Below are 19,757 nucleotides of genomic sequence, written 5' to 3' on the forward strand. Positions count from 1 at the left end.
TCTGATTTGTTTTTCGCACTGTTGTGTTGACGGAATGAATCAATCAAATCGCGTCGGAATTAGTTGGAGTCGTTTATGCCGGAAAACACACCGAATCTGGATTCGCTATTTGAGACAGCTGCAGGAATGGAATCCGCAGATGAGCGAGCCGCGTTTCTCGATAAATCCTGTGGCAACAATCTCGAATTGCGCAGGCAGCTAGAAAAACTCCTTCAATCAGATCAACAGGTAGGCAGTTTTCTGGAGAAACCGCATGAGGGTCTGGATGCGACGATGGTGCAAGAATCGTCCGTCGAGAATGTGCCGGGGAAGAATATGCCTGGGAAGCGCGTCGCCGCTTCGATGAATGCGGGGCTGACGGCTGCGTTTTCAGTCGACGAAGCGGTTGTGGTGGGGGATAAAAACCACAGCGTGCTGAAGATGTTGGGCAACACGATGGCGGAAGTGCCTCATGTGTCCCTGCGTGAACCAACGACCAAAGGCGCCGAACCGATCTCGCGACCCAGCTCGCCGGAGATGCCCGATAAGGATTCAAATAACCGCTATCAATTGCAGGGCGAGATCGCTCGAGGCGGTATGGGGGCAATCCTGAAAGGCCGCGATACGGACCTGGGGCGGGACCTGGCGATCAAGGTGCTGCTGGATTCTCACAAGGACAATCCGGAAGTCATTCAGCGGTTCGTCGAAGAAGCTCAGATCGGCGGACAGTTGCAACATCCGGGGATTGCGCCGATTTATGAACTGGGGCAGTTCGCTGACAAGCGGCCTTTCTTTGCCATGAAACTGGTTAAGGGACAGACGTTTTCGAAGCTGCTGAAGGAGCGTGATGATCCCGCCGATGACCGTGGCCGGTTCATCGGTATCTTCGAGCAGGTCTGTCAGACGATGGCCTATGCGCACTCGCGCGGCGTGATCCATCGTGACCTGAAGCCGGCTAACATCATGGTCGGGGCGTTTGGTGAAGTGCAGGTGATGGACTGGGGGCTGGCCAAGGTTCTTCCCGCAGGCGGAATTGAGGATGAGAAACAGGCGCACAACAAGCACAAAGACGTCAGCATTATTCAAACAATTCGGAGCGGAGTTGGCAGCGACCCGCCGGGAGTCATCGGCAGTTTCGGGTCTCAGACGCAGATGGGCAGCGTGATGGGGACGCCGGCCTACATGCCTCCGGAACAGGCGCTCGGCGAGATCGATCAGATGGACGAACGCGCTGACGTGTTTGGTCTGGGAGCAATCCTGTGTGAAATCCTGACTGGCAAGCCACCTTATGTGGCCGACGATGGGACTCGCGTTTTCCGGATGGCCAGTCGCGGCAAGTTGGATGAGTGCTTTGAACGGCTGGATGCCTGCGGAGCGGATGAGGATCTGATCGCGTTGACGAAGCATTGTCTGGAACTAGAACCCGCCGATCGACCGCGCGACGCGGAAGCAGCCGCCCAGCGAGTCACGGGATACCTGGAATCGGTGGAGAGCAAGCTCCGCGAATCCGAAGTGGAACGGGCCGCAGAGGCCGCACGTGCCGACGCCGAGGCGGCTCAATCCGCCGCAGAGAAACTGCGTGCCGAAGCAGAGGCTGCGCAGGCCCAAGCCGAACGGCAGCGAGCAGAGGCCGAGCACGATCGCGCCGAAACGGAAGCGAAGCGGTTGGTGCAACAACAGCATTCCGCTCGCAAGCTAAAGAAGATGCTCACGGGACTCGCTGCACTCGCTCTGCTTGCGGTCGGTGCCTCGATCGTCGCGGGAAGCTACTGGAAGGCCGCGGAGGATGCCCGAGCTGAAGCCGTAGAAACACGCGGAAAAGCACTCAAAGACTGGTACATCGCCGACATGAACCATGCGGGGTTTGAGGCATCTACGGGAAACTTCGAATTGACAGTGGAGCTTCTCAAACGCCACTTACCCAGCGAAGGTCAAGAGGATCTGCGCGGCCTCGAATGGTATCTGATGTGGAAGAAGATTCAGGCAGGACTTCTTGCGAAAACCGTTCAGTTGCCTGTCGACGTCAGGAGACTTGCGATTTCGCCCGACCAGAAAACCGCTGCAATAGGTGGTGTGACGCGCGGTGTCTACTTCATCGACTTGGAAACTCAAAGCGAACCCGTGTTGGCGATTCCAGGCAGTACTGAACCGATTGAATTTTCTCCCAGCGGTGCCTTCATTGCTGCAGTAGCTCGGACAGAGCCAAACAATGCAAGCTTGAAGGCAACTTGGAAGATTGAGCTTTGGGATGTCTCAAAGATCGAAAGCGGCGAGGACTCAAATCCTGTTGCCATTTTCCCCTTGGAGCATAGGCCAGATGATATTGCTTTCTCATCCGATGGAAGTTTGCTTGCATCGTGTACGCGAAATACTGCGCAAATACGCTTTTGGCGGAGGTCGGAACAGAATCGGCAGCCTGTCAATTACACAGAACTGCCCTCCATTTCGTTGCCTAACTATGTCAGCGATGGTATAGAACGGATCTCCTTCGCCCTTGACGGAAAGATGTTGGCTTACTCGAGCCCCGAGACAGCGATTGGTGTTCTGACGCTCACGGAAATGGACTGGGTCCGCCCGATCTCGATTGAGGATGAAGAACTAATCCAATCTGGCTTCCCCCTGCGGTTTGCAGTGACCCCGGATGGAACGCGACTTGCCTACTCAATGCAGGCACGGATCGTGGTGCGCGATCTTGCGACAGGGCAGTCACTGCACACCGTCGATGCTGATGATGAGGTTTCGGGGCTACGCTGGTCGCATGACGGCAGGCGACTTATCAGTGCCCAGGATGACAACAGCGTCTTGGTTTGGGATTTCAACCAGAAGACGCGACATCGAGTGTGGGGGCACTCTCGCAAAGTCTTTGCAATGGCGATCATTCAACCGGAGGGCGCCGACTGTCCTTGCATGATTACAGCCAACCAAGAACGTATCATGAAGTACTGGCAGCTCGATTCCGCTCATGGATTTGCCGTAGATGAATTTCTTGGTTGCGATGCATTTGCCAACGCAACAGGCCGATCCGAAACCATTCTGGCGTATAGAGACGGCACTGTTGCATCATGGATTCTTGGCTCTACGGATCCTCCCACTCCCCTGTTCCAGCATTCCACGGGAGTGAGCCAACTGGCGTATTCTTCAAAAGGCACAGTTGCCTCAATGTCAAAGGCCGAAATTCGCTTATGGAATCCTGTTACAAGACGAGACGTTGTGCTGGATGCAAATCCGGAAGCATCAAGGACCTGTGCGCTTCGCTTTTCCGAAAATGGAGAAACGCTGGCATCCTTTCATGAGGACCGAATCAAGGTCTGGGATGTTGCTCAGAGAAGCTTGAATCGCATTCTACATCACGACAGCACGGTTACCACCGAAGGCGGAGTATTTTTGCTTGGCACGACGCAAATATTGAGTGATAGCGAAGTTGGCAATAATCATTTGTGCTTGTGGGATTATGGATTGAAAGTCTCACAACCGACGCTTGTTACAAGACGTCCGATGGGCGACATGATGTGGGGGCGAACTGGGTTTTCAGTCGACCCAAGCACGGGATGGGTTGCAGTCGCCAGTCTCCAGGGTATTCGGATACTAGATCCTGAAACGCTTGAGTCGATCCGTTTCTGGAAGAGCCACGGCGGTCGTGTTGATAGTGTGGCCTACGCTTCAAAACTAGGTACGCTTGCTTCATCCGGTCTCGACGGGCAGCTTCGGCTTTGGGATGCTACTACCTTTGAGCCAAAATTGAGTCTTTCCGCCACGCGACGTGCAAGTCCATGGTCGGGACGTTCAAATGCCCAAGGACTATCCTTTGTGGGTGACAATTCTGCCTTGTGCCTTGAAAGAGGTAGTCGTTTGCGCATTTGGCAGATCGCTCGCGAGGCCGACGTAAAAGCGGCAGGTTGGTGATGCTCAACGCGGTACAGTAGCATGCTAAGCCGGCGTCGGAACGCCCATTGGGCAAGCCTCATCGAGTGGGCAAAATTGGGGACACACGTTCCTGATGGCTGTCGTGAGATCCTCGCAGGAGGGAGGAAGTAACAACACATTGCGTGCCACGCACAAGTTGGCTGGGGCCCACTACGCACTGGGACACCGGCGAAAGGCACTTGAGCTCTTTGAAGAAGTGCTGCCGCACTGGCGTAAGGAAGAGTTGGGGACTCAGGTCTTTTTGGAGTGGTGTGCCAGTAACCCAGACACGTGCTGTGTCCCAAGGAATTCTCCCTCTCGAACAAAAACCGGAAGATTCGTGGCGATGGGTCCAAGTCGCTCCGGTGATGCTTTTGTCTGGCGACAACCGGTATGAAGGCTTTTGTAAATGGTGGAGATGGCAGAGAAAAAGAGAGCCACCCCGGCAGCCAAGAACGGAGCCAGGTGGCCTGGTGGGGCTGACTTGATGGCTGATACGTTGTGCTATCCGGTTTGGATTAGCACACCGCATCGGAGGCTCTCAAAGGTGCTCACCGTGGATCAACGTGAACTCATTCGTCGTTTGGTGCTTGTCGATGGTATTTCCCAACGGAAAGTTGCTAGGCAGCTTGGCCACTCACGAAACTCCGTCGCCGATGCCGTTCGCTCGGCGGAACCCGCTCACCAAACCCAAACCTCGCCCGAAACTTGAGCCGATCATTCTGACGAAGCCAAAACTTACCTTGCCGAAGCATCGCTGCTGATCACGAGTCTCATCGAAGATCCCGCCCGCAGGGGCCCCCACGACTTGCCGTTCACCAGGATCTTGTTCCGCGAAGCCGAAACGAAGATCAATGGCAAGAACGATTCACCAGACAAGCATTCGACTCTTCCCGCAAAATTATCCAACCCGTCAGCTGAAGAACAGTCAATAGCGAATTCCATCGATCCAGAGGACGGCGATGGCAATTAACCAGTCACTGCCAAACATCACGCAGTCCTGGGCCATCGGGATCAACGGAGAATCCCCCGGCCACAAAGTAAAGCGACCGAAGGTTTGCATGCCCGTCCCAAAACTCTCCAGGGCGGCCACAACCTGGCAGTTTACTGAACAGGGTTTCGGGCCCGCAACTCGCTTCCGTAATCAGACCGACATCGCAAACCGCGATGCCTTCGTGAAGTCGGTCGCATCGACTGAAAGTAACTGTGAATTGGCGTTCGCAATAGCAACGTGAACCATTTACCGTAGCTGTGGTCCTCGAGATTCGCAGTCAATGTGATGACGCTCGCCGCCTAAGGGCAGGCACAGAAGGTGACCCGGTTGGTATTGCTTCGTACCACGAGGCATCCACGTGAATCCGGCTTCATCGACCGGTAGTTTCATTCACTCGCGAATTTCCGTTGGCAGTAGCGAAACCATGATCTGAGGAACGTAAGCTCGAGTGTGGGTCCATACGGGTCTGTGGGATCTCTGGGTCGCCAACGCTTCAGGGACCACTCGGTCCGGAGCACTTGGAGGCCTCAAGGCAAAGTATGGCTCGTGCCGTGTCACCATCAGAGCACGCATCTGAAACCACGCGCCGTTGGCTTGAAGTCAGTTTTCCCTGTCCGTGGCGTGTGCGGCAGAGGCGAAACCCCTGCCACCGAACTTGCTCTGGATCCGATCAAGGGAAAGTTGCACGGGGAAGTCCATCGGGCGGCAGGAATCGGAACGGTCCAAACGGAGACAGAGTAAGGGCAATCGGGACTTGCTGACTGTATACTTACGGAATCGAACAGCAAGCAGGAATTTCTACACCATGCCCGACGTTACGCAGATACTCTCGCAGATTGAAGACGGTGATCCCAGTGCGGCTCAGCAGTTGTTGCCGCTGGTTTACGAAGAACTGAGAAAGCTCGCTGCCGTGAAGTTGGCGAATGAGAAGCCTGGCCAGACTATCCAAGCCACGGCACTCGTGCATGACGCCTACATCCGGTTAGTGGACTTAGAAAAGGAACCACGTTGGGAGTCGCGGGGCCACTTCTTTGCGGCTGCGGCGGAAGCAATGCGAAGGATATTGGTGGACAATGCTCTCCGCAAACGCCGGCCTAAACATGGCGGGGACTTGAATCGAGTCGACCTAGATGCCGAGCTTGCCGTGGACGACGCTTCCAAGGTAGACATCCTGGCTCTTGACGAAGCTCTCGCAAGACTTTCCGAGGTGGACGAATCCGCTGCAGAGGTGGTCAAACTCAAGTACTTTGCCGGTCTGAGCCTACCTCAGATTGCTCAGCTGTTGACTCTCTCCGCCCGTACCACTGACCGGCGTTGGGCCTACGCGCGGGCATGGCTGCATCAGGCATTACAGCAGGATTAACGCCGCGGTCAGAAAATTCTATTTTACTTGGCGTGATCCGCAACGAAAACTTGCATTGTTCTTTGGATGCGTCTTATTTTCCGAAAGAACGGCTATGAACGAACGCGAAATCTTCGAAAAATCACTGGACTTCTCCGATTCTAGCGAACGCGAAGCGTACCTAGCCGGGGCCTGCGGAGCGGATTGCGGACTACGTGCACGTGTGGACGCCCTTCTCCGCTCACATGAGCAGGCAGGTAGTTTTCTACAGGACGCCCCTGTTGCTGACATTCAACCGACTCTTGACCATCCAATCACCGAAAGACCCGGCACCGAGATCGGCCCTTATAAACTGCTCCAACAGATCGGGGAGGGCGGCATGGGCGTAGTCTACATGGCCGAGCAGAAGGAGCCGATCAAGCGGCGTGTGGCGTTGAAGATCATCAAGCCGGGAATGGATACCCGCCAGGTGATCGCGCGATTCGAAGCCGAGAGGCAGGCGCTGGCTATGATGGATCATCCGAACATCGCCAAGGTACTGGATGCGGGGGCCACGGAGAGCGGGAGGCCTTACTTTGTGATGGAACTGGTAAACGGCCTGCCTGTCACTAAGTACTGCGATGAGCAGCATCTTACGCCCGGTGAGCGGTTGGAGCTCTTCGTACCCATTTGCCATGCAGTTCAGCACGCGCACCAGAAGGGCATCATCCATCGCGATTTAAAGCCCAGCAACATTCTTGTCGCGTTATACGATGGACAAGCTGTCCCGAAAGTTATCGACTTCGGGGTAGCAAAGGCGACCAGCCAGGCCCTGACCGAAAAGACGATGTTCACGCAATTGGGCCAGGTTGTGGGAACGCTAGAGTACATGAGTCCCGAGCAAGCTGAGCGAAACCAATTAGATATTGATACTCGCAGCGACATCTATGCCCTAGGCGTCGTGCTTTACGAGTTGCTGATTGGGGAAACGCCATTCGCTGGCGAGCGTCTTAGATCCGTCGCCTTCCAAGAAATGCTGCGAATCATACGGGAGGAGGAACCCTCGCTTCCCAGCGTCAAGCTCAGCCATAGCCAACAACTGCCAACAACTGCTGCTAACCGGCGAGTTGAACCAAAAAAGTTGAGCACCTTTATCCGCGGTGATCTGGATTGGATTGTTATGAAGGCGTTGGATAAGGAACGCCGCCGTCGGTATGAAAGCTCGTCCGCATTCGCTGCTGACGTAGAACGATTTCTTTCTGGCGCGCCGGTAGACGCACACCCACCGTCTAGAGCTTATCGAATAAGAAAATTTGTGCGAAGAAATCAATATTTCGTGATGGCGACATCCGTGATTCTCGTTGGTTTACTGATTGGTGTTTGTGGGCTCGCCTTCGGCTACGATCAGAGTTGGAAGGCAAAGCAATTCGCGGAGGAAAAAGCAGAACAAACAAAGCAAGCCTTGGTATTGGCGGAAGAGAACCGCCGATCAGCCGAAGGCGAGGCGACCAAGAAACGCCGTCTTCTTTACATTTCTGATATGCGACTTGCCGTTCAGGCAAAAGACGTTGGTGACATGGAGCGTCTAGAAGCAATCCTGCGACGACATGTCCCCAATGAAGGCGAGGAGGATCTTCGTGCGTTCGAATGGTATTACCTCTGGCGATCTTGGAAGCTGGCGACCGAAGTGACCCGCTTTGCGATTCCTAATGTTGCTTCGCCGATGAGCTTTTACGCAGACTTGTCGCGAAATGGAAAGCGACTCATGGTCATGCATTCGCGCGGCAAGGCCAGACTTACGGTAGTCGATTTAGAGGGAGACGATTTCGAAGTAGTCGATTCATTTGGCAAAATGCAATCAAAGACCACTGACTTTAGTAAGTCGTGGGCTGCAATCTCGTCCAACGGGGAAACAGTGGCCTATGTCGGAGCGACACCGGAATCAGAGCTGAGCAACCAGTATCCTCAAGGTGGCCCCGTATTGGTGCGAGATCTCCGCACCGGTTCCGAACGGCTTATCGAAATCGAAGTAGCGGCTCATGGTGGCTTGGCCTTGTCACAAGAGCGTCAGTTATTGGCGATCGCTCACCAAGACTCAAGTATTTGGTTGTGGGATCTTGCTAAGTGGGAAAGGGTTCATCGACTCGAGGCAGAGATCGGAGGGGTCAATGCTCTCGCTTTTTCCCCTGACGGCCAACAACTCACTGCCGTTGGCATAGATGGGTCCGTTCTTGCTTGGGAACTATCCACTTTCCAAGAGCTTTGGAGTCATCGCGACCATCTGGATTCCGTACTTGCTGTCACTTACTCGCCAAATGGGACGATGATTATCACAGGCAGTGCCGACCGAACGATTGGTGTGTGGGATGCCTTGTCGGGCAAACGGTTGCACATGCGGGTTGTGTCCAACGATGAAGTACGTGCGGTGTCGCTTTCGGACGATGAGACACTACTCGCAGCGGCTTCTCGTGACGGACTAATTCGAGTTTTTCGGTTTCCGGATCTCATTGAACAAGATGTAATCGGAGGATACGACGCGACGTACTCCATGGCGGGATTTCTCCCAGGCGGAGATCGTCTTGTTTACGGACACATCAGCGGAGAAATTGCAATACACCAACTTCAGAAGTCGAGTGATCAGGCCGCCCTTGCGGCTGAGGGGCGTTCGTTCATTTATTCGATAGCCTTTTCCAAAGACGGTAAAATTCTGACAGCCATCGGGCGGACGCCTAAAAGAAGGATCTTTAGATGGCGAATTTCCGAAACTAATACAAAGCCATTGGTACCGCTTGATGTTCCCTTCGATATTGGTGCTCAGGCGATTTCTTCGCGCGGTCTGCTGGCCGTTGGAGACGCAGAAAAGCCGGTCGCTACGTTGTTTGACCTCGTGAGCGGAAATCCGGAAGGCGAACTTGAGGTATCCGATAAAGGCGGTATTTGCTGCGCCGCATTCTCACCGTCCGGAAAATACTTGGCTATTGGCTGTCGAAACGGCTCGATCAGAGTTTGGGACACTGACTCGGAAGAAACCATCTTTGACCAACCAGCCCACGACAGAACTGTGAGGTCCATCACATTCTGCGGCGACGAAAACACTATCCTTGCCGGCAGCAACGACTTTAGCGCGTCACTTTGGAATGTAAAAGATGGAAGTCGCATTCATTTGTTTAGCAATCACTCCGATTTCGTTACGGCAGTTGCATACGCATCAGGCGACCAACTATTCGTCACCGGAGGCTACGACTCGGCTCCCTATGTTAGACTTTGGCGGGGCGATTCGCTGACACAATCTCAACGTCTTCAAGGACATACACTTGGCGTGTCAGGTTTGCAGGTATTTCGAGATGGCCGAACAGTTGCGTCGGCTGGCATCGACCGAACGATACGGATTTGGGACATTAGGCACCAGCAAGAACGCGCCATACTAAATGGGGGTACTGACATCTTCCAGAGTATCGCGCTTTCACCCGACCAAAGGACGTTAGCCGCTGGATGCCGGGATGGAAAAATCCGCTTGTTCCGCGCGGCAAGTCCAGAACAAGTAGAGTCCGCGTCAGGTTGGTGATGACTATCTCAATCTGGCGATCGTGCTCATCAGGGCGTGACCTTAGTTAGAAAAAGACTGAGACGGCGGGTAAGAAAGCTGCTCCGCGGGCCGACGCCGACTAGGCGACTGCCGGATTCCCCGGTCGATGAAGCCGGAGCACTTTCGGTTGGGGCCATTCGACGCGTACGTGCCTGGATTCTGAAGTGTAGTAGCCAGAACTTGATCTGACATATGTTACCCAGATTAAGCATCTGGGCTGTAAGAGCTGGTCGAGCAATTTCTGTTCGGCCAGTTTCTTCGAGTCATCGTCGGCTTGATCCTTCTCCGATGGCTAAAAAAAACGTCCGGGCTTGTGAGGGGCTGCGGACGTTTCTGACGGCAAGATATCACTTTGTAGGTGATACCTTGCCGATGCTTACTGGCAGAACGAAGCCAATGCGGCTTTTGACTAGCCCGATTTCTGATTTGCTTGGGGGAGCCAATGTTCTCGTAGCCACGCAATCTCTGTTTCGATCGCTTTGCTACGAGTCCCAAAGGGTCCCAGCAGCGGACCTCCGACAAGCGAAAGATCAGCTATCCACTGGCCGCTTGATGTTGGTTCTACCGCGGAGACTCGCTTGATCGAAGTGGCCCCTAACGATTCCAATTCGATCGCCTCGCTGTAAATCAATTTCACTTGCCCACTTCCTGCGATCATGATTTCAAGATCCGTCATCGAGCTCTCCTCAGAATGTTGCGGCGTGGACGATCCGTCATCCAGCCATCAAGCAAAGCTCCCACACGCGAGAGATCTTCACCCACGGAACGCCGCAGCATGGACTCACTGCGCAGCCCTTGCGGCGAAACCCCGGATACAACTTGCTGAGCCTGGGATACAAGTTGCTCCAGTTCCTCGTTGGAACGAATGTTCAAGCGGTTAAATCGCTCAAAGAATTCCAGCAAGTTGTTCACGGCCGAGTCGCGAAAGACTTTGGGCTGCCCATCCTCACCGCCACTCAGTCGCTCAGCCAAGTGGCCGACGAGCTGCGACAGTTCCTCGGCAAAGGCGTTCTCGGCAAGCTTCACTGCCTCATCAAACCGATCACGCACCCGCTGGCACTCCGCCTCATACAGCTCCGGGCTGACGCTCCTGAGATAGTCGGGCGTGGAGACCGCTGGGAAATCCCACTCAATGGCGAACGAATCCGCAAGATCCGCTGGGTAGTCGGCAGCGTCAAACAAGTTACCCAGCCGGCTGCGTGCTTGGCTGACCATCTCCTCGAAGTGTTCCGCCAACTCGCCAACGGCCACTTCCAATTGCGATCGATACTCGGTCATCCGTGCGTTGAATTCCGGGACTTGATCACGACGAATCAGTCGCACTCCCGGCTCAACGAAGGGTAGGGTGCTCGCCCGCCAATAATTCACGGCTGTCGTTTTCACAGACGTTACAGCCTTAAATGCCGGGTGAGACGTGTCAAGCAACTTCTTTGCCGCCGACACCGATTTCTGGTCCGCATCGAACGCTTCGGCTGCCAATGAACGCTGAGAATCGCTAAGCGATTTTCTCGTTCCAGGCCAACGGATATGCATGCGAACGGCCGTCGTGTCGCAGCGCAGACGCTCTCCCACTCCGGTCACCAAAGAATGATCACTCACCTGCTGTGATTCTGTCATCGTACTCATCAAACAAACTCCAATAGAAAAAAGAAAACCCCACCCCGGACAATCTTCCGGGGTGGGGCAATAAACACATCAACAATCTCAAAGTCGCTGCACAACTAACGCATGCGCTTCACTTGCGAGAAATCTCGACTCGCCAAGGTGCGACGCCGACGCTGCTTGCCCGCGAGCCCACGACAGATCAACAGAATGCCGCGCTGCAGGGTTGGATCATGAACCAGTCCCCGCAGCAGCCGCATGCTGACCTGAATGCAGAAATGCTTCAGTAGCAAACTCAGCGTCTGATACTCGCGATTGACCACTGGTATCCCTCTCCTTAAAAACAAAAGTGAATAGAATTGAAAACTCAATCTCAACCTGGCATCAACTCGCTGGCTAACAGATTGACCGTCAACGACGGGTCGAGCTCGATCCCTCGCAGCCAACGACAGAACTGATGCACCATCAGCCCGGCCGCAATGCTGGCGGCGTAAATCGTGCTGCGGGACGTACAGCTACCGACGTGCGCTTCTTGCTGACTAAACAGTGAAGCTCCATATCGACCGCGAGCCTCCGGGTCACTGGCGTCCACTGTCAGCACCCGAATCACTTCGCCCAGCATGCGGCCGTCTGCCCAGAAGCTGAGCTTGGGACCGAGCGTCTTCCAGATCGCCGAGCGAGCCGAGATCGAATCGACGCAGCAGAATGCGACCGTGCCGACTGCGTGCTTGGGCCGATAGCGATCAAGCACCAATTCGACTTCGAGCTCTGGATCGACCAGTCGCAAGTGCCGGGCAAGCGACTGGACTTTCGGCATCCCAATGTCACCCATGAGGTAACCTTGCGTTGTCACGTTAGTCGCATCGACTTCGTCAAAGTCAATCAACTGCAGTCGGCGTACACCAAGCGAGGCTAACTGCAAAGCCAGTTGACGCCCGATCGCACCGACTCCAATGATCGTCACCCGAAGTTCGGCCAGCCGGTCCTTGGGAACCAGCGTCTGTTGTGGAGTGAACCGATTCATCCGGCCAAGTCCCCAACATCTAGCGGTGACTTATTTTCAAATTGAGGTCGACGAAAAAACGGATGTTGCACCGTCACCAGCTCGTGATACTGCTCGAGCCAGCTATCCTGACAGGATGCTGCAAAGTCGAGTTCGTAATCCACCGAGACATCCAACCGTCGATTCACTCCCGGCCCCACGTTGCAGCGAAACCGTGCATAGGTTTCACCACCTTCGGCCAAGATAAACATCACTGCCCAATCAGCCCGTCCAAAGCATCGCCTGAACGTCGCTTCGTCCGTTCCACTGGGTCGCGCGGACTCACCCGGATGCGTGTGGATCCAGATCCTGCCAAACTGCTCTGGCTCTCGCCCCAGATTCACCTGGTCATCAAAGAAGTCAGCCACCGCATCGTCATCAAACGCCACGGTGACCGCGGTACACTGTTGGCGAACCATTACAAAGTCGGTCACCAGCAGTAGATCATCGGGATCCGAGATCCCAAAGCCCCCGATTTCAGTTGGCCCCAGATCACTGAGAAACAAAAGCTTGGCCCAAGCGTAAGGGCTAAACCTTAGCTTCGGTCGCCTGGCCACTGGCCTGTTTCGGTTGCGATTCGGCCTGGCAATCCTCGGCCTGTTTCTTCGCTTCACAATCATCACATAGCTCCTCGACTAAACAGTCTTGACAAGTTGGTTTATTGCATTCGCGGCAGGCCGCGAAGCAGGAATCACAAAAACAGCTGCCACAGTGCTCGCACTCTTCCAGGCAGCTGCTACAAGCCGAGTCATCGCATCCCGCACAGGAAGTGACGCACTCCGAACAAAGTTCATTGCCGCAGTGTTGGCAGGAACAGATTTCTCCCTCCGCCGATAGATCACCGCAGTCGTCGCACGTACCGCTGTCCCAATCGCACAAGTGCACAAAGGGACTGTCCGGGTTGTACGTTTCCAGCACACGGGAGATGACGAGAAACAAGTCATGCAGGCGACCGTCCCGCCATGCGGTGCGAATTGCCGAGCCAGCATCCCCTTCACACAAGCTGTTGTTGCTCACGTGGGGATGACAGACTTCGGGCATGCTGCGGCTGGCTGTCTTCTCGAGCGGGACGATCCGGTAATGGGGCCGTTCGCAGCGCTCTTCATAAGATCGCTCGACTTGCCAGTGCAGGCGAATCGCAAAGCTGCCAAGAAACACTTCTTCCAGCTCAATGGGCTCGGTTTGCACCGTCATCGTCCGCTTTTCCAGGTCAATCGACAGCTCGGGGAACTCGCCGTGGATGGCCACTAAGTCCCGAAACAACCAAGCTGCCCGCACCTTCTGCTCCGCCTGAATGTTCTGCTCCGTCCCGACCTTCTGTTCCGCCGCAATTTGGTGTTCGCCAGCTGGTTCCGCCAAACACCATTCGGACGTAATCACCCGAGCGCACCGCCGGAGAAACCTCAGCTTCTCGAAGCGCGCTCGGGTTGGAGAAAAACAGCTGTGGCACCCTCGATCTTGACCGGAGTTACGCTGATGCGATCCCCGTCGACCAGTGGCTGATCGTGAGCGGTTGGCAACCGGTTGACACGAATCAGATAGTTCTCAGGAGGCGTCGACTCACCGAGATGCTGCGCAAACAACTCACCGACGGTCATCCCTGCGGGTAATTCGATGTGCTTTGCGAAACCACCACCATCATTGTTGATCATTAAAACTTTCATCACTTCACCTATACCAATTGGGTGTGTGTCAGAAAAAAAACAGAAACCAAATAAGAAAAACCGACCGCAAGCGCAGCCGGCTTTTTCAGTAAAAACATCTTCACTCTCTAAGCAATGCTAATTGCTCGAGGGCTCACTCCTGGCCAGCTTGCGACGCGCTGGCTTGACACTCGACTCATGGCGATAGATGCCACCATCATCCGCATCAAGACAGCGTCCACTGGCCCACTCGCGCAGTCGTCCCACCGATTCAACCGACGTCGCGGCGACGGGCACGATGTTCCGTCCCGCTTCCACCAGCGGCAAATCCAACAGGGCTGCCAAGCGACAGCACGATTTGATCTCAGCACCGGTCCACTGATCGTCACTGGGGCGGGGCTGTTGCCGGTCGAGCTGATAAAGCTGCACGTACATCTCCCAGATCGCATCCTTCTGATCCCGGGCAGGCAGGTCCAAAAAGAAAACGCCGTCAAAACGTTCGCTGCGAGAGAACTCTGGCGGCAGCTTCGTCACGTCGTTGGCCGTGCAAACCACAAACACGTCGGACTCGTGATCGCTGAGCCACGACAAGAATGTGCCAAACATGCGGGCCGACACACCACTATCGTTCTGGCCGGAACTACCAACACCGGCGAACGCTTTATCAACCTCGTCAATCATCGCCACACAGGGAGCCATGGCATCGATCGTGCGCAGCGCGCTGCGTGTTCGCTCTTCCGATTGGCCAACGAGGCTGCCCATTAAGCTGCCCACATCGAGCATCACCACGGGCCGTCCCACTTCACGGCCCAGGGCTTTGCAAAACTGGCTTTTGCCGCAACCGGGAGGCGAGAGCAATAGCACGCCACGTGGTTTCGCCAGTTGATCGCCCACACGGCCGCGCAGCAGAGCCCGCCGCGTGAAGGCTTTCAGCGCTGCGAGCCCACCGAGCGAACCAAAGTCCTCGCCGCCACGATGCAGTGCCAGCTGTCCGGATTTCTTCAGCATCTGGGTCTTGAGTTCCCAGATCGTTTCCGGCCGCACATTACCGTGCCGCACCAGCGACAGTGAGATCGCCGACTCGGCCTCATAACGCGTTAAGCCGCCGGCCGCATCCAGCACCCGATCGAGATCGGTTCCTTCGGGCAGTTCGCCGGCCTCAGTGGCGATGCTGCGAGCCAATTGCTCCAACTGTTCGCGGCTGGGCGGCAAGTGATCCACGACCACGAACAGCTTTTCTAGTTCCACTGGAATCTGCACCACCGGGGCGAGCACGACCAGGAACGTTCGCCGCGCCTTGCCGTCCATAATCGCCCGGCTAACCGCTTGCACGATTTCGGGTGAATTCAAGAACCGATGGAAGTTCTGCAGCACGAAAATGGTCGATTCCGTCCCGTCGTCGGGCACTGCGGCGATCGCCCTCACGGCCGACAGCGGATCGGCGGCATCGAGCTGCAGATCACGCCCCTGAAGTCCACGCTCCAGGTCCCAAGTTAACATCCGCCAATCTTCCGTTTGGCACAGACCGCCAATCTCCATGATCGCGTCTTGATGTTCAAACGACTGAATCCAGATGCCGGTAAAGCAGGCACGGATCAGTTCGTCCAGTTGTCCTCGCAAACTCATAAGTCTCTCCTTGGATGTTGCAAAACGAAAAAAGCCCGATGGGTGAAACCACTCACCCTCGGGCTTGTAAAACAAAACACGTCTTTTCAAAGCAAACAAACAGTCAGTCAGTCAGCGAGCAGGTATGGGCTCGCTATTCTTGAATCTGCTGAGTCTGATTGGCGGGCTGCGAATAGAACTCAGCCGTTGGTTTATCGCTGGCAACGGTGCCCAGCGCTTTCTCCAGCAATCGCGTGGCTTCCTGGCAGGTGCTGCCTTGAAAGCCACGGGTCTCCAGCCTTGTTTCTCCTTGCTGGTCAACAATGATTTCGATGGTCTTCATTAGACGCCGCCTCCGACTTGCACGGTCAGCTTGACTTGTCCGTCGCCGAGCGGTTGCTCGGTAACGCTATGACCTTGCCGCCGCGCTTCGATCTTGACCTTCTCGACGGCATACGTTTGCAGGAATTGGTCGAGCCTTTCCTGCTTTCCCCAGCGACCTTCGTAATTGTCAAACTGGCTTCCACCCTTGAGACAATCAAACACCACCGGGTATCGCCAGCCCTCAAGTCGCACCGCCAACCCCCGGACTTGGGCGCTAAACAGCTTGACATCCTCGACCACCGGCTGAGGCAACCCCAGTCGTCCACAAGCTGCCGCAACCGCAACGGGATCACGGACTTGTGTCTTAATCTGCACAACGTGTGACATTGAAATCTCCTAAGTTAAGGTAAGAAAAAACGGACCATGATTGGTCACACCAATAGTTAATCCCTTGGTCATATTCATATGGAGCAAAACCAAGGGAAATTTAGCTGTCAGAGAGTCGCCTTTCGCTCCGCCGAAAGTCCCACATGTCGTGCGGCTTTCTGAGCCTCTGGAACGTCGCCTTTCGCTCCGCCGAAAGTCCCACATGACGCGCGGCTTGTTGAGCCTCAAAACAACCTGCTAATACGCCTCATCGTGAGTCGAACCCCCAAGACAACCACCAAAACTCCGCATCCACCGAGTATTACCAGCGGTCCTATGCCGCGAGCACTCAACCACTCCAGCACCGGAGCAAAACTATGCTCCACCGCGGTTTCAGCAAGGGTTTGCGTGCCCTGCAAGAACGCTTCGGGATTCGCGATAAACGCAGTGAGTGCTGCCGCGCTGGCCAGTTTGAGCTTGTGCTTCCAGATGAAAGCCATCGCCCGATCCCCGTAGCGTGCGACCACCGCCAGCAGAGCTTCGCTGCGGCCGATTCTTTGCAGGTCACCATCCCTGGCCATCATGGCCAGGCGTCGTCCGTTCTGGGAATTGATCTTCGCCAGTGCCCTGGCAGCTGGTGCTCCGAACTCATGCAGCAAGGGTTCGGCAATGCCGCGATGTCGGATCATTGCCTCGGCCGCATCGTCACCATGTCGCACGAAGTAGGCGAGCCGCTGGCGGTTGCTCACGATCCAGAGGGACTCATCACCACGCCGTGCCATCAGCCGGACCGCAGCTGCAGCGTGCTCCGCTGTAGACTGTTCAATGACTTCCAAGGCGGGGGAACCGACTTTCCGAATCGCGGTTATCCCCTCATCTCCATGGGCGACCACGATCTTGTCGACCCGGGCCGTCAACTGCTCAGCCGATTCGCGCGCGGCCGCCCCTCGCATGCCTTGCAATAAGCTTTTGACAACGTCCGCTGTCGCGTTGACTTTACCTCCCGTGTTTGCGGACAACCAAAAGCTTGAGATCAGCAGTAACAAGCACGAAAACACAAATTGAGAAATCATCATCTAAATCACCTCACGAATGAAAATAGGACCAAAGACAAAACACAGAGTCGCCAAAGCTAAGCACAAGCAGTAAGCGACAGCCCTTGCTAGCGAGGCGACTCTTCCAGGATTGCCAGCAGCACCTTGCGCCACTGACTACCTCGCTGCAGGCAGAGTTCGCGCAACTGAGGAGAGATGCCGGGCGTTGTCGCGGTGCCCTGACAGAGACCGTTTGCCAGCTCATCCAATTGCTGATCGATGACTGTTCGCAAACTGCCGGCGGGATCGAACACCCAATCCCAGATCTTTGAGATGACGTAATCGATGACCACTGCGGCCGCCATGCTCAAGCCCAGTGATGCCCAGCTACCCGCGGCTCCGGCGCTGAGTACCGTGCCGGAAGTCGCCGATTTGCGAGCAAGGTTTGCCAGCGTGCGAGCCACAATCCGCTCGATGACCACGGCCGAAGCTAACGTGACAACGTCTCCCACCATGTCAGCTTTGGCGTGCTGCTTGGTGGTTGCCAGTGTTTTAACGAACGAAGCTTTAATCTCGTCGTCACTCAGCGTGCTGAGAGCCGTCGCGTAGTTTCGACTTGCTAAGTCAGCTCTCAAATCGACCAGCATGCTGTTCTCGATGCGTTCGAGTTCAGCCGCGATGCCGACGACCGTTTGCCGCAGGTGGGTTTCGAGGTCTGCGGGACTGAATAGATGCTGGGAGAATTGCTCCCGCATATACACGTCGTGTCGCCCGGAGCCGGTGAAAGGTGTGGCGTCTGCGACTAACTTCCACTTGCTTGTCCAGCCAAGGGCGGCTTGGGAGAAAGCGGGGGTTTTTCGTTTGGCACGCTGGAAGAATCGCTGGATCTCCTGCATGCCATCCTCGATGGCTGCGATCGACTCCTGCTGGGCTCGATCGACATGCGTCAACACGATCTGCTCGGGACTTGGTGAAGCCGAGTGCTGCAGTGGTGAATTCAAACGACCACGCGTGGTGCTTGAGTCCGGGAGATAAGTGAGGGCAATCACTACGATGGTGGCAGTGATAATCCCTAGTAAACAGAGAACTTCCGCGACTGTCTGGAAACTCTGCAGGGATTTAGATTTCACGTTTGTGACTCCAATGAGTAAGAAAAATTGCCCGAAACGACCACTTCGATGGGCTAACTCTTGTTTCATTTACATATGGAGCAAAACAGCCGGGAATTTAGCGCCGCCGGTGCCGCAACAATCACGCAGCAGGGCCCCACACCGGCACACGGCAAGACAGCCGAACCCCGAGCAGCCGGCCAGTGACGGGCAGGCAAACGGCAGAAGAACATCGCCGTGACAACATGGAAATGTCCCGTATGCGACGCCGGCATTACGTGCCGAGAACGCTTCGGACAGAGCGTCGGCGAGGGCTGAAAGTTGACGACGTCTTCGAGCTAATGTGACGCTTCGTCTTCATCATGTTTCTGGATTTTGGCTCAGGCGTGTAATTTGAAATTGACTCTCACCGAGTGTTGTGAGCGAATTCTTCCGAATTATCAGGAGTCAAGGATATGAGTTGTCGTGACCCAAAATGGTCGAAACGTGATTTGGTTAAATTAAAAGAGGCGTACGAGGGTGGAATTCCAATCCCACGGATCGCCATCAACTTAAACCGATCGGTGAGTGCCATTAAGACGCGTGCCCAGTTGAATCAATTCCGGAGGCCGAGATGCTTTGGGAAAAAGCAGATTGAAGAACTACAGCAGCGAGCCAAGGAGCTTCAGCTTGACGTCTTAAAGCTACCAGAGAATCCGACTGCGCTGAAGATTCTCTGTGGAATGCAGCATTGCGAGGTAATCGACACCAAGAAGCTATTGCGACGATGCGGCATCAAGGATTCGAGCCGAAACCGCGCAATTAATCTGCTCAGATCGGAGGCTTTGGTATTCGTTGATGAGCTTGCGAGCCCCCGCACCTTGGTGTTAACTCAGAAGGCCTACCGCAACCGTCCGCCGGCCCCCATCAACGAAATGAGCTTGATGAGAAAAGGCAAATACATCAGGACAGACAGTTTCAGTAGGCTCATCGAGCCATGGTTGGCGAGGGTCTGTGAAAATGATGAATCCAAGGAGCGGTATCACGCCTTCATCGACCTGCAATACTCTTACGTCAGGTCCGGGGACGTCGAAGTCGGCGTCTTTCTGTCAATGCTCCGCGAGCAGGATTGAGTTGATCGCCAGGAAACAAACGTCTGGAAGCAAGCGCTCTTGAGTTCGCCTTTTCTGCCGTTCAACCAGGAGCAGAATTAAATTTCAGCCGCAGTGAAATACTCGGCTGGAGGGCACGCTAGAATTTGGCCGAGACG

The 19,757-nt window shown here is 55.2% G+C and carries 17 protein-coding genes; 4 read left to right on the top strand and 13 right to left on the bottom strand.

All coding sequences use genetic code 11. From position 1 onward, the window contains the following. Positions 1-126 precede the first annotated feature (126 nt). Positions 127-3,882 (top strand): WD40 repeat domain-containing serine/threonine protein kinase, encoded by a 3,756-nt coding sequence (locus SH139x_RS26705; RefSeq protein WP_488352773.1) that lies wholly within the window; start codon positions 127-129, stop codon positions 3,880-3,882. A gap of 928 nt (positions 3,883-4,810) precedes the next feature. Here SH139x_RS26705 and SH139x_RS26710 read toward each other — a convergent pair. Further along, the gene (locus tag SH139x_RS26710; RefSeq protein ID WP_488352774.1) at positions 4,811-4,945 is read right to left on the bottom strand and encodes a hypothetical protein; all 135 of its coding nucleotides are present in this window, start codon (positions 4,943-4,945) and stop codon (positions 4,811-4,813) included. A gap of 736 nt (positions 4,946-5,681) precedes the next feature. On the opposite strand from SH139x_RS26710, the gene SH139x_RS26715 reads away from it, so the two are divergent. After that, positions 5,682-6,239, top strand: a complete 558-nt coding sequence (locus SH139x_RS26715) for an ECF-type sigma factor (RefSeq protein ID WP_488352775.1) — start codon at positions 5,682-5,684, stop codon at positions 6,237-6,239. Positions 6,240-6,333: 94 nt separating this feature from the next. Continuing rightward, entirely contained in the window at positions 6,334-9,762 is a 3,429-nt protein-coding gene (locus SH139x_RS26720; protein WP_488352776.1) for a protein kinase domain-containing protein, read from the top strand. A 430-nt stretch (positions 9,763-10,192) separates the two neighbouring features. On the opposite strand, the gene SH139x_RS26725 is transcribed toward SH139x_RS26720, so the two are convergent. From SH139x_RS26725 to SH139x_RS26780, 12 genes are all read right to left on the bottom strand, one after another. Further along, a complete protein-coding gene (locus SH139x_RS26725; RefSeq protein ID WP_488352777.1) occupies positions 10,193-10,459 on the bottom strand; it encodes a hypothetical protein in 267 nt (88 codons plus the stop codon). Continuing rightward, positions 10,456-11,409 (bottom strand): hypothetical protein, encoded by a 954-nt coding sequence (locus SH139x_RS26730; RefSeq protein ID WP_488352778.1) that lies wholly within the window; start codon positions 11,407-11,409, stop codon positions 10,456-10,458. Before SH139x_RS26730 ends, SH139x_RS26725 begins: the two co-directional genes overlap by 4 nt. 95 nt (positions 11,410-11,504) lie before the next feature. Beyond that, positions 11,505-11,708, bottom strand: coding sequence for a hypothetical protein (locus SH139x_RS26735; protein ID WP_488352779.1), 204 nt, complete (start codon positions 11,706-11,708; stop codon positions 11,505-11,507). Between the two features lie 50 nt (positions 11,709-11,758). Continuing rightward, a complete protein-coding gene (locus SH139x_RS26740; RefSeq protein ID WP_488352780.1) occupies positions 11,759-12,409 on the bottom strand; it encodes a ThiF family adenylyltransferase in 651 nt (216 codons plus the stop codon). Further along, positions 12,406-12,933 (bottom strand): hypothetical protein, encoded by a 528-nt coding sequence (locus tag SH139x_RS26745; RefSeq protein ID WP_488352781.1) that lies wholly within the window; start codon positions 12,931-12,933, stop codon positions 12,406-12,408. The genes SH139x_RS26740 and SH139x_RS26745 overlap by 4 nt, the downstream gene beginning before the upstream one ends. A gap of 22 nt (positions 12,934-12,955) precedes the next feature. Beyond that, on the bottom strand, positions 12,956-13,807 hold the full coding sequence (locus SH139x_RS26750; RefSeq protein ID WP_488352782.1) for a hypothetical protein: 852 nt from the start codon (positions 13,805-13,807) through the stop codon (positions 12,956-12,958). Positions 13,808-13,830: 23 nt separating this feature from the next. Then, a complete protein-coding gene (locus tag SH139x_RS26755; RefSeq protein ID WP_488352783.1) occupies positions 13,831-14,091 on the bottom strand; it encodes a MoaD/ThiS family protein in 261 nt (86 codons plus the stop codon). A 117-nt stretch (positions 14,092-14,208) separates the two neighbouring features. Beyond that, on the bottom strand, positions 14,209-15,696 hold the full coding sequence (locus tag SH139x_RS26760; RefSeq protein ID WP_488352784.1) for an AAA family ATPase: 1,488 nt from the start codon (positions 15,694-15,696) through the stop codon (positions 14,209-14,211). A 133-nt stretch (positions 15,697-15,829) separates the two neighbouring features. Then, positions 15,830-16,018: a DUF2997 domain-containing protein gene (locus tag SH139x_RS26765; protein WP_488352785.1), complete on the bottom strand. Its 189-nt coding sequence runs from the start codon at positions 16,016-16,018 to the stop codon at positions 15,830-15,832. After that, on the bottom strand, positions 16,018-16,386 hold the full coding sequence (locus SH139x_RS26770) for a DUF1257 domain-containing protein (protein ID WP_488352786.1): 369 nt from the start codon (positions 16,384-16,386) through the stop codon (positions 16,018-16,020). The genes SH139x_RS26765 and SH139x_RS26770 overlap by 1 nt, the downstream gene beginning before the upstream one ends. 224 nt (positions 16,387-16,610) lie before the next feature. Continuing rightward, positions 16,611-17,441, bottom strand: coding sequence for a hypothetical protein (locus SH139x_RS26775; protein ID WP_488352787.1), 831 nt, complete (start codon positions 17,439-17,441; stop codon positions 16,611-16,613). A gap of 86 nt (positions 17,442-17,527) precedes the next feature. Continuing rightward, entirely contained in the window at positions 17,528-18,529 is a 1,002-nt protein-coding gene (locus SH139x_RS26780) for a hypothetical protein (protein WP_488352788.1), read from the bottom strand. 434 nt (positions 18,530-18,963) lie between these two features. On the opposite strand from SH139x_RS26780, the gene SH139x_RS26785 reads away from it, so the two are divergent. After that, complete coding sequence (locus tag SH139x_RS26785; RefSeq protein WP_488352789.1) at positions 18,964-19,620, top strand: hypothetical protein; 657 nt, start codon at positions 18,964-18,966, stop codon at positions 19,618-19,620. Positions 19,621-19,757: the final 137 nt, after the last annotated feature.

It is taken from the genome of Kothea flammea (genome assembly GCF_052161645.1).
In the GTDB taxonomy this organism is placed as follows: Bacteria; Planctomycetota; Planctomycetia; order Pirellulales; family Pirellulaceae; genus Laterigemmans.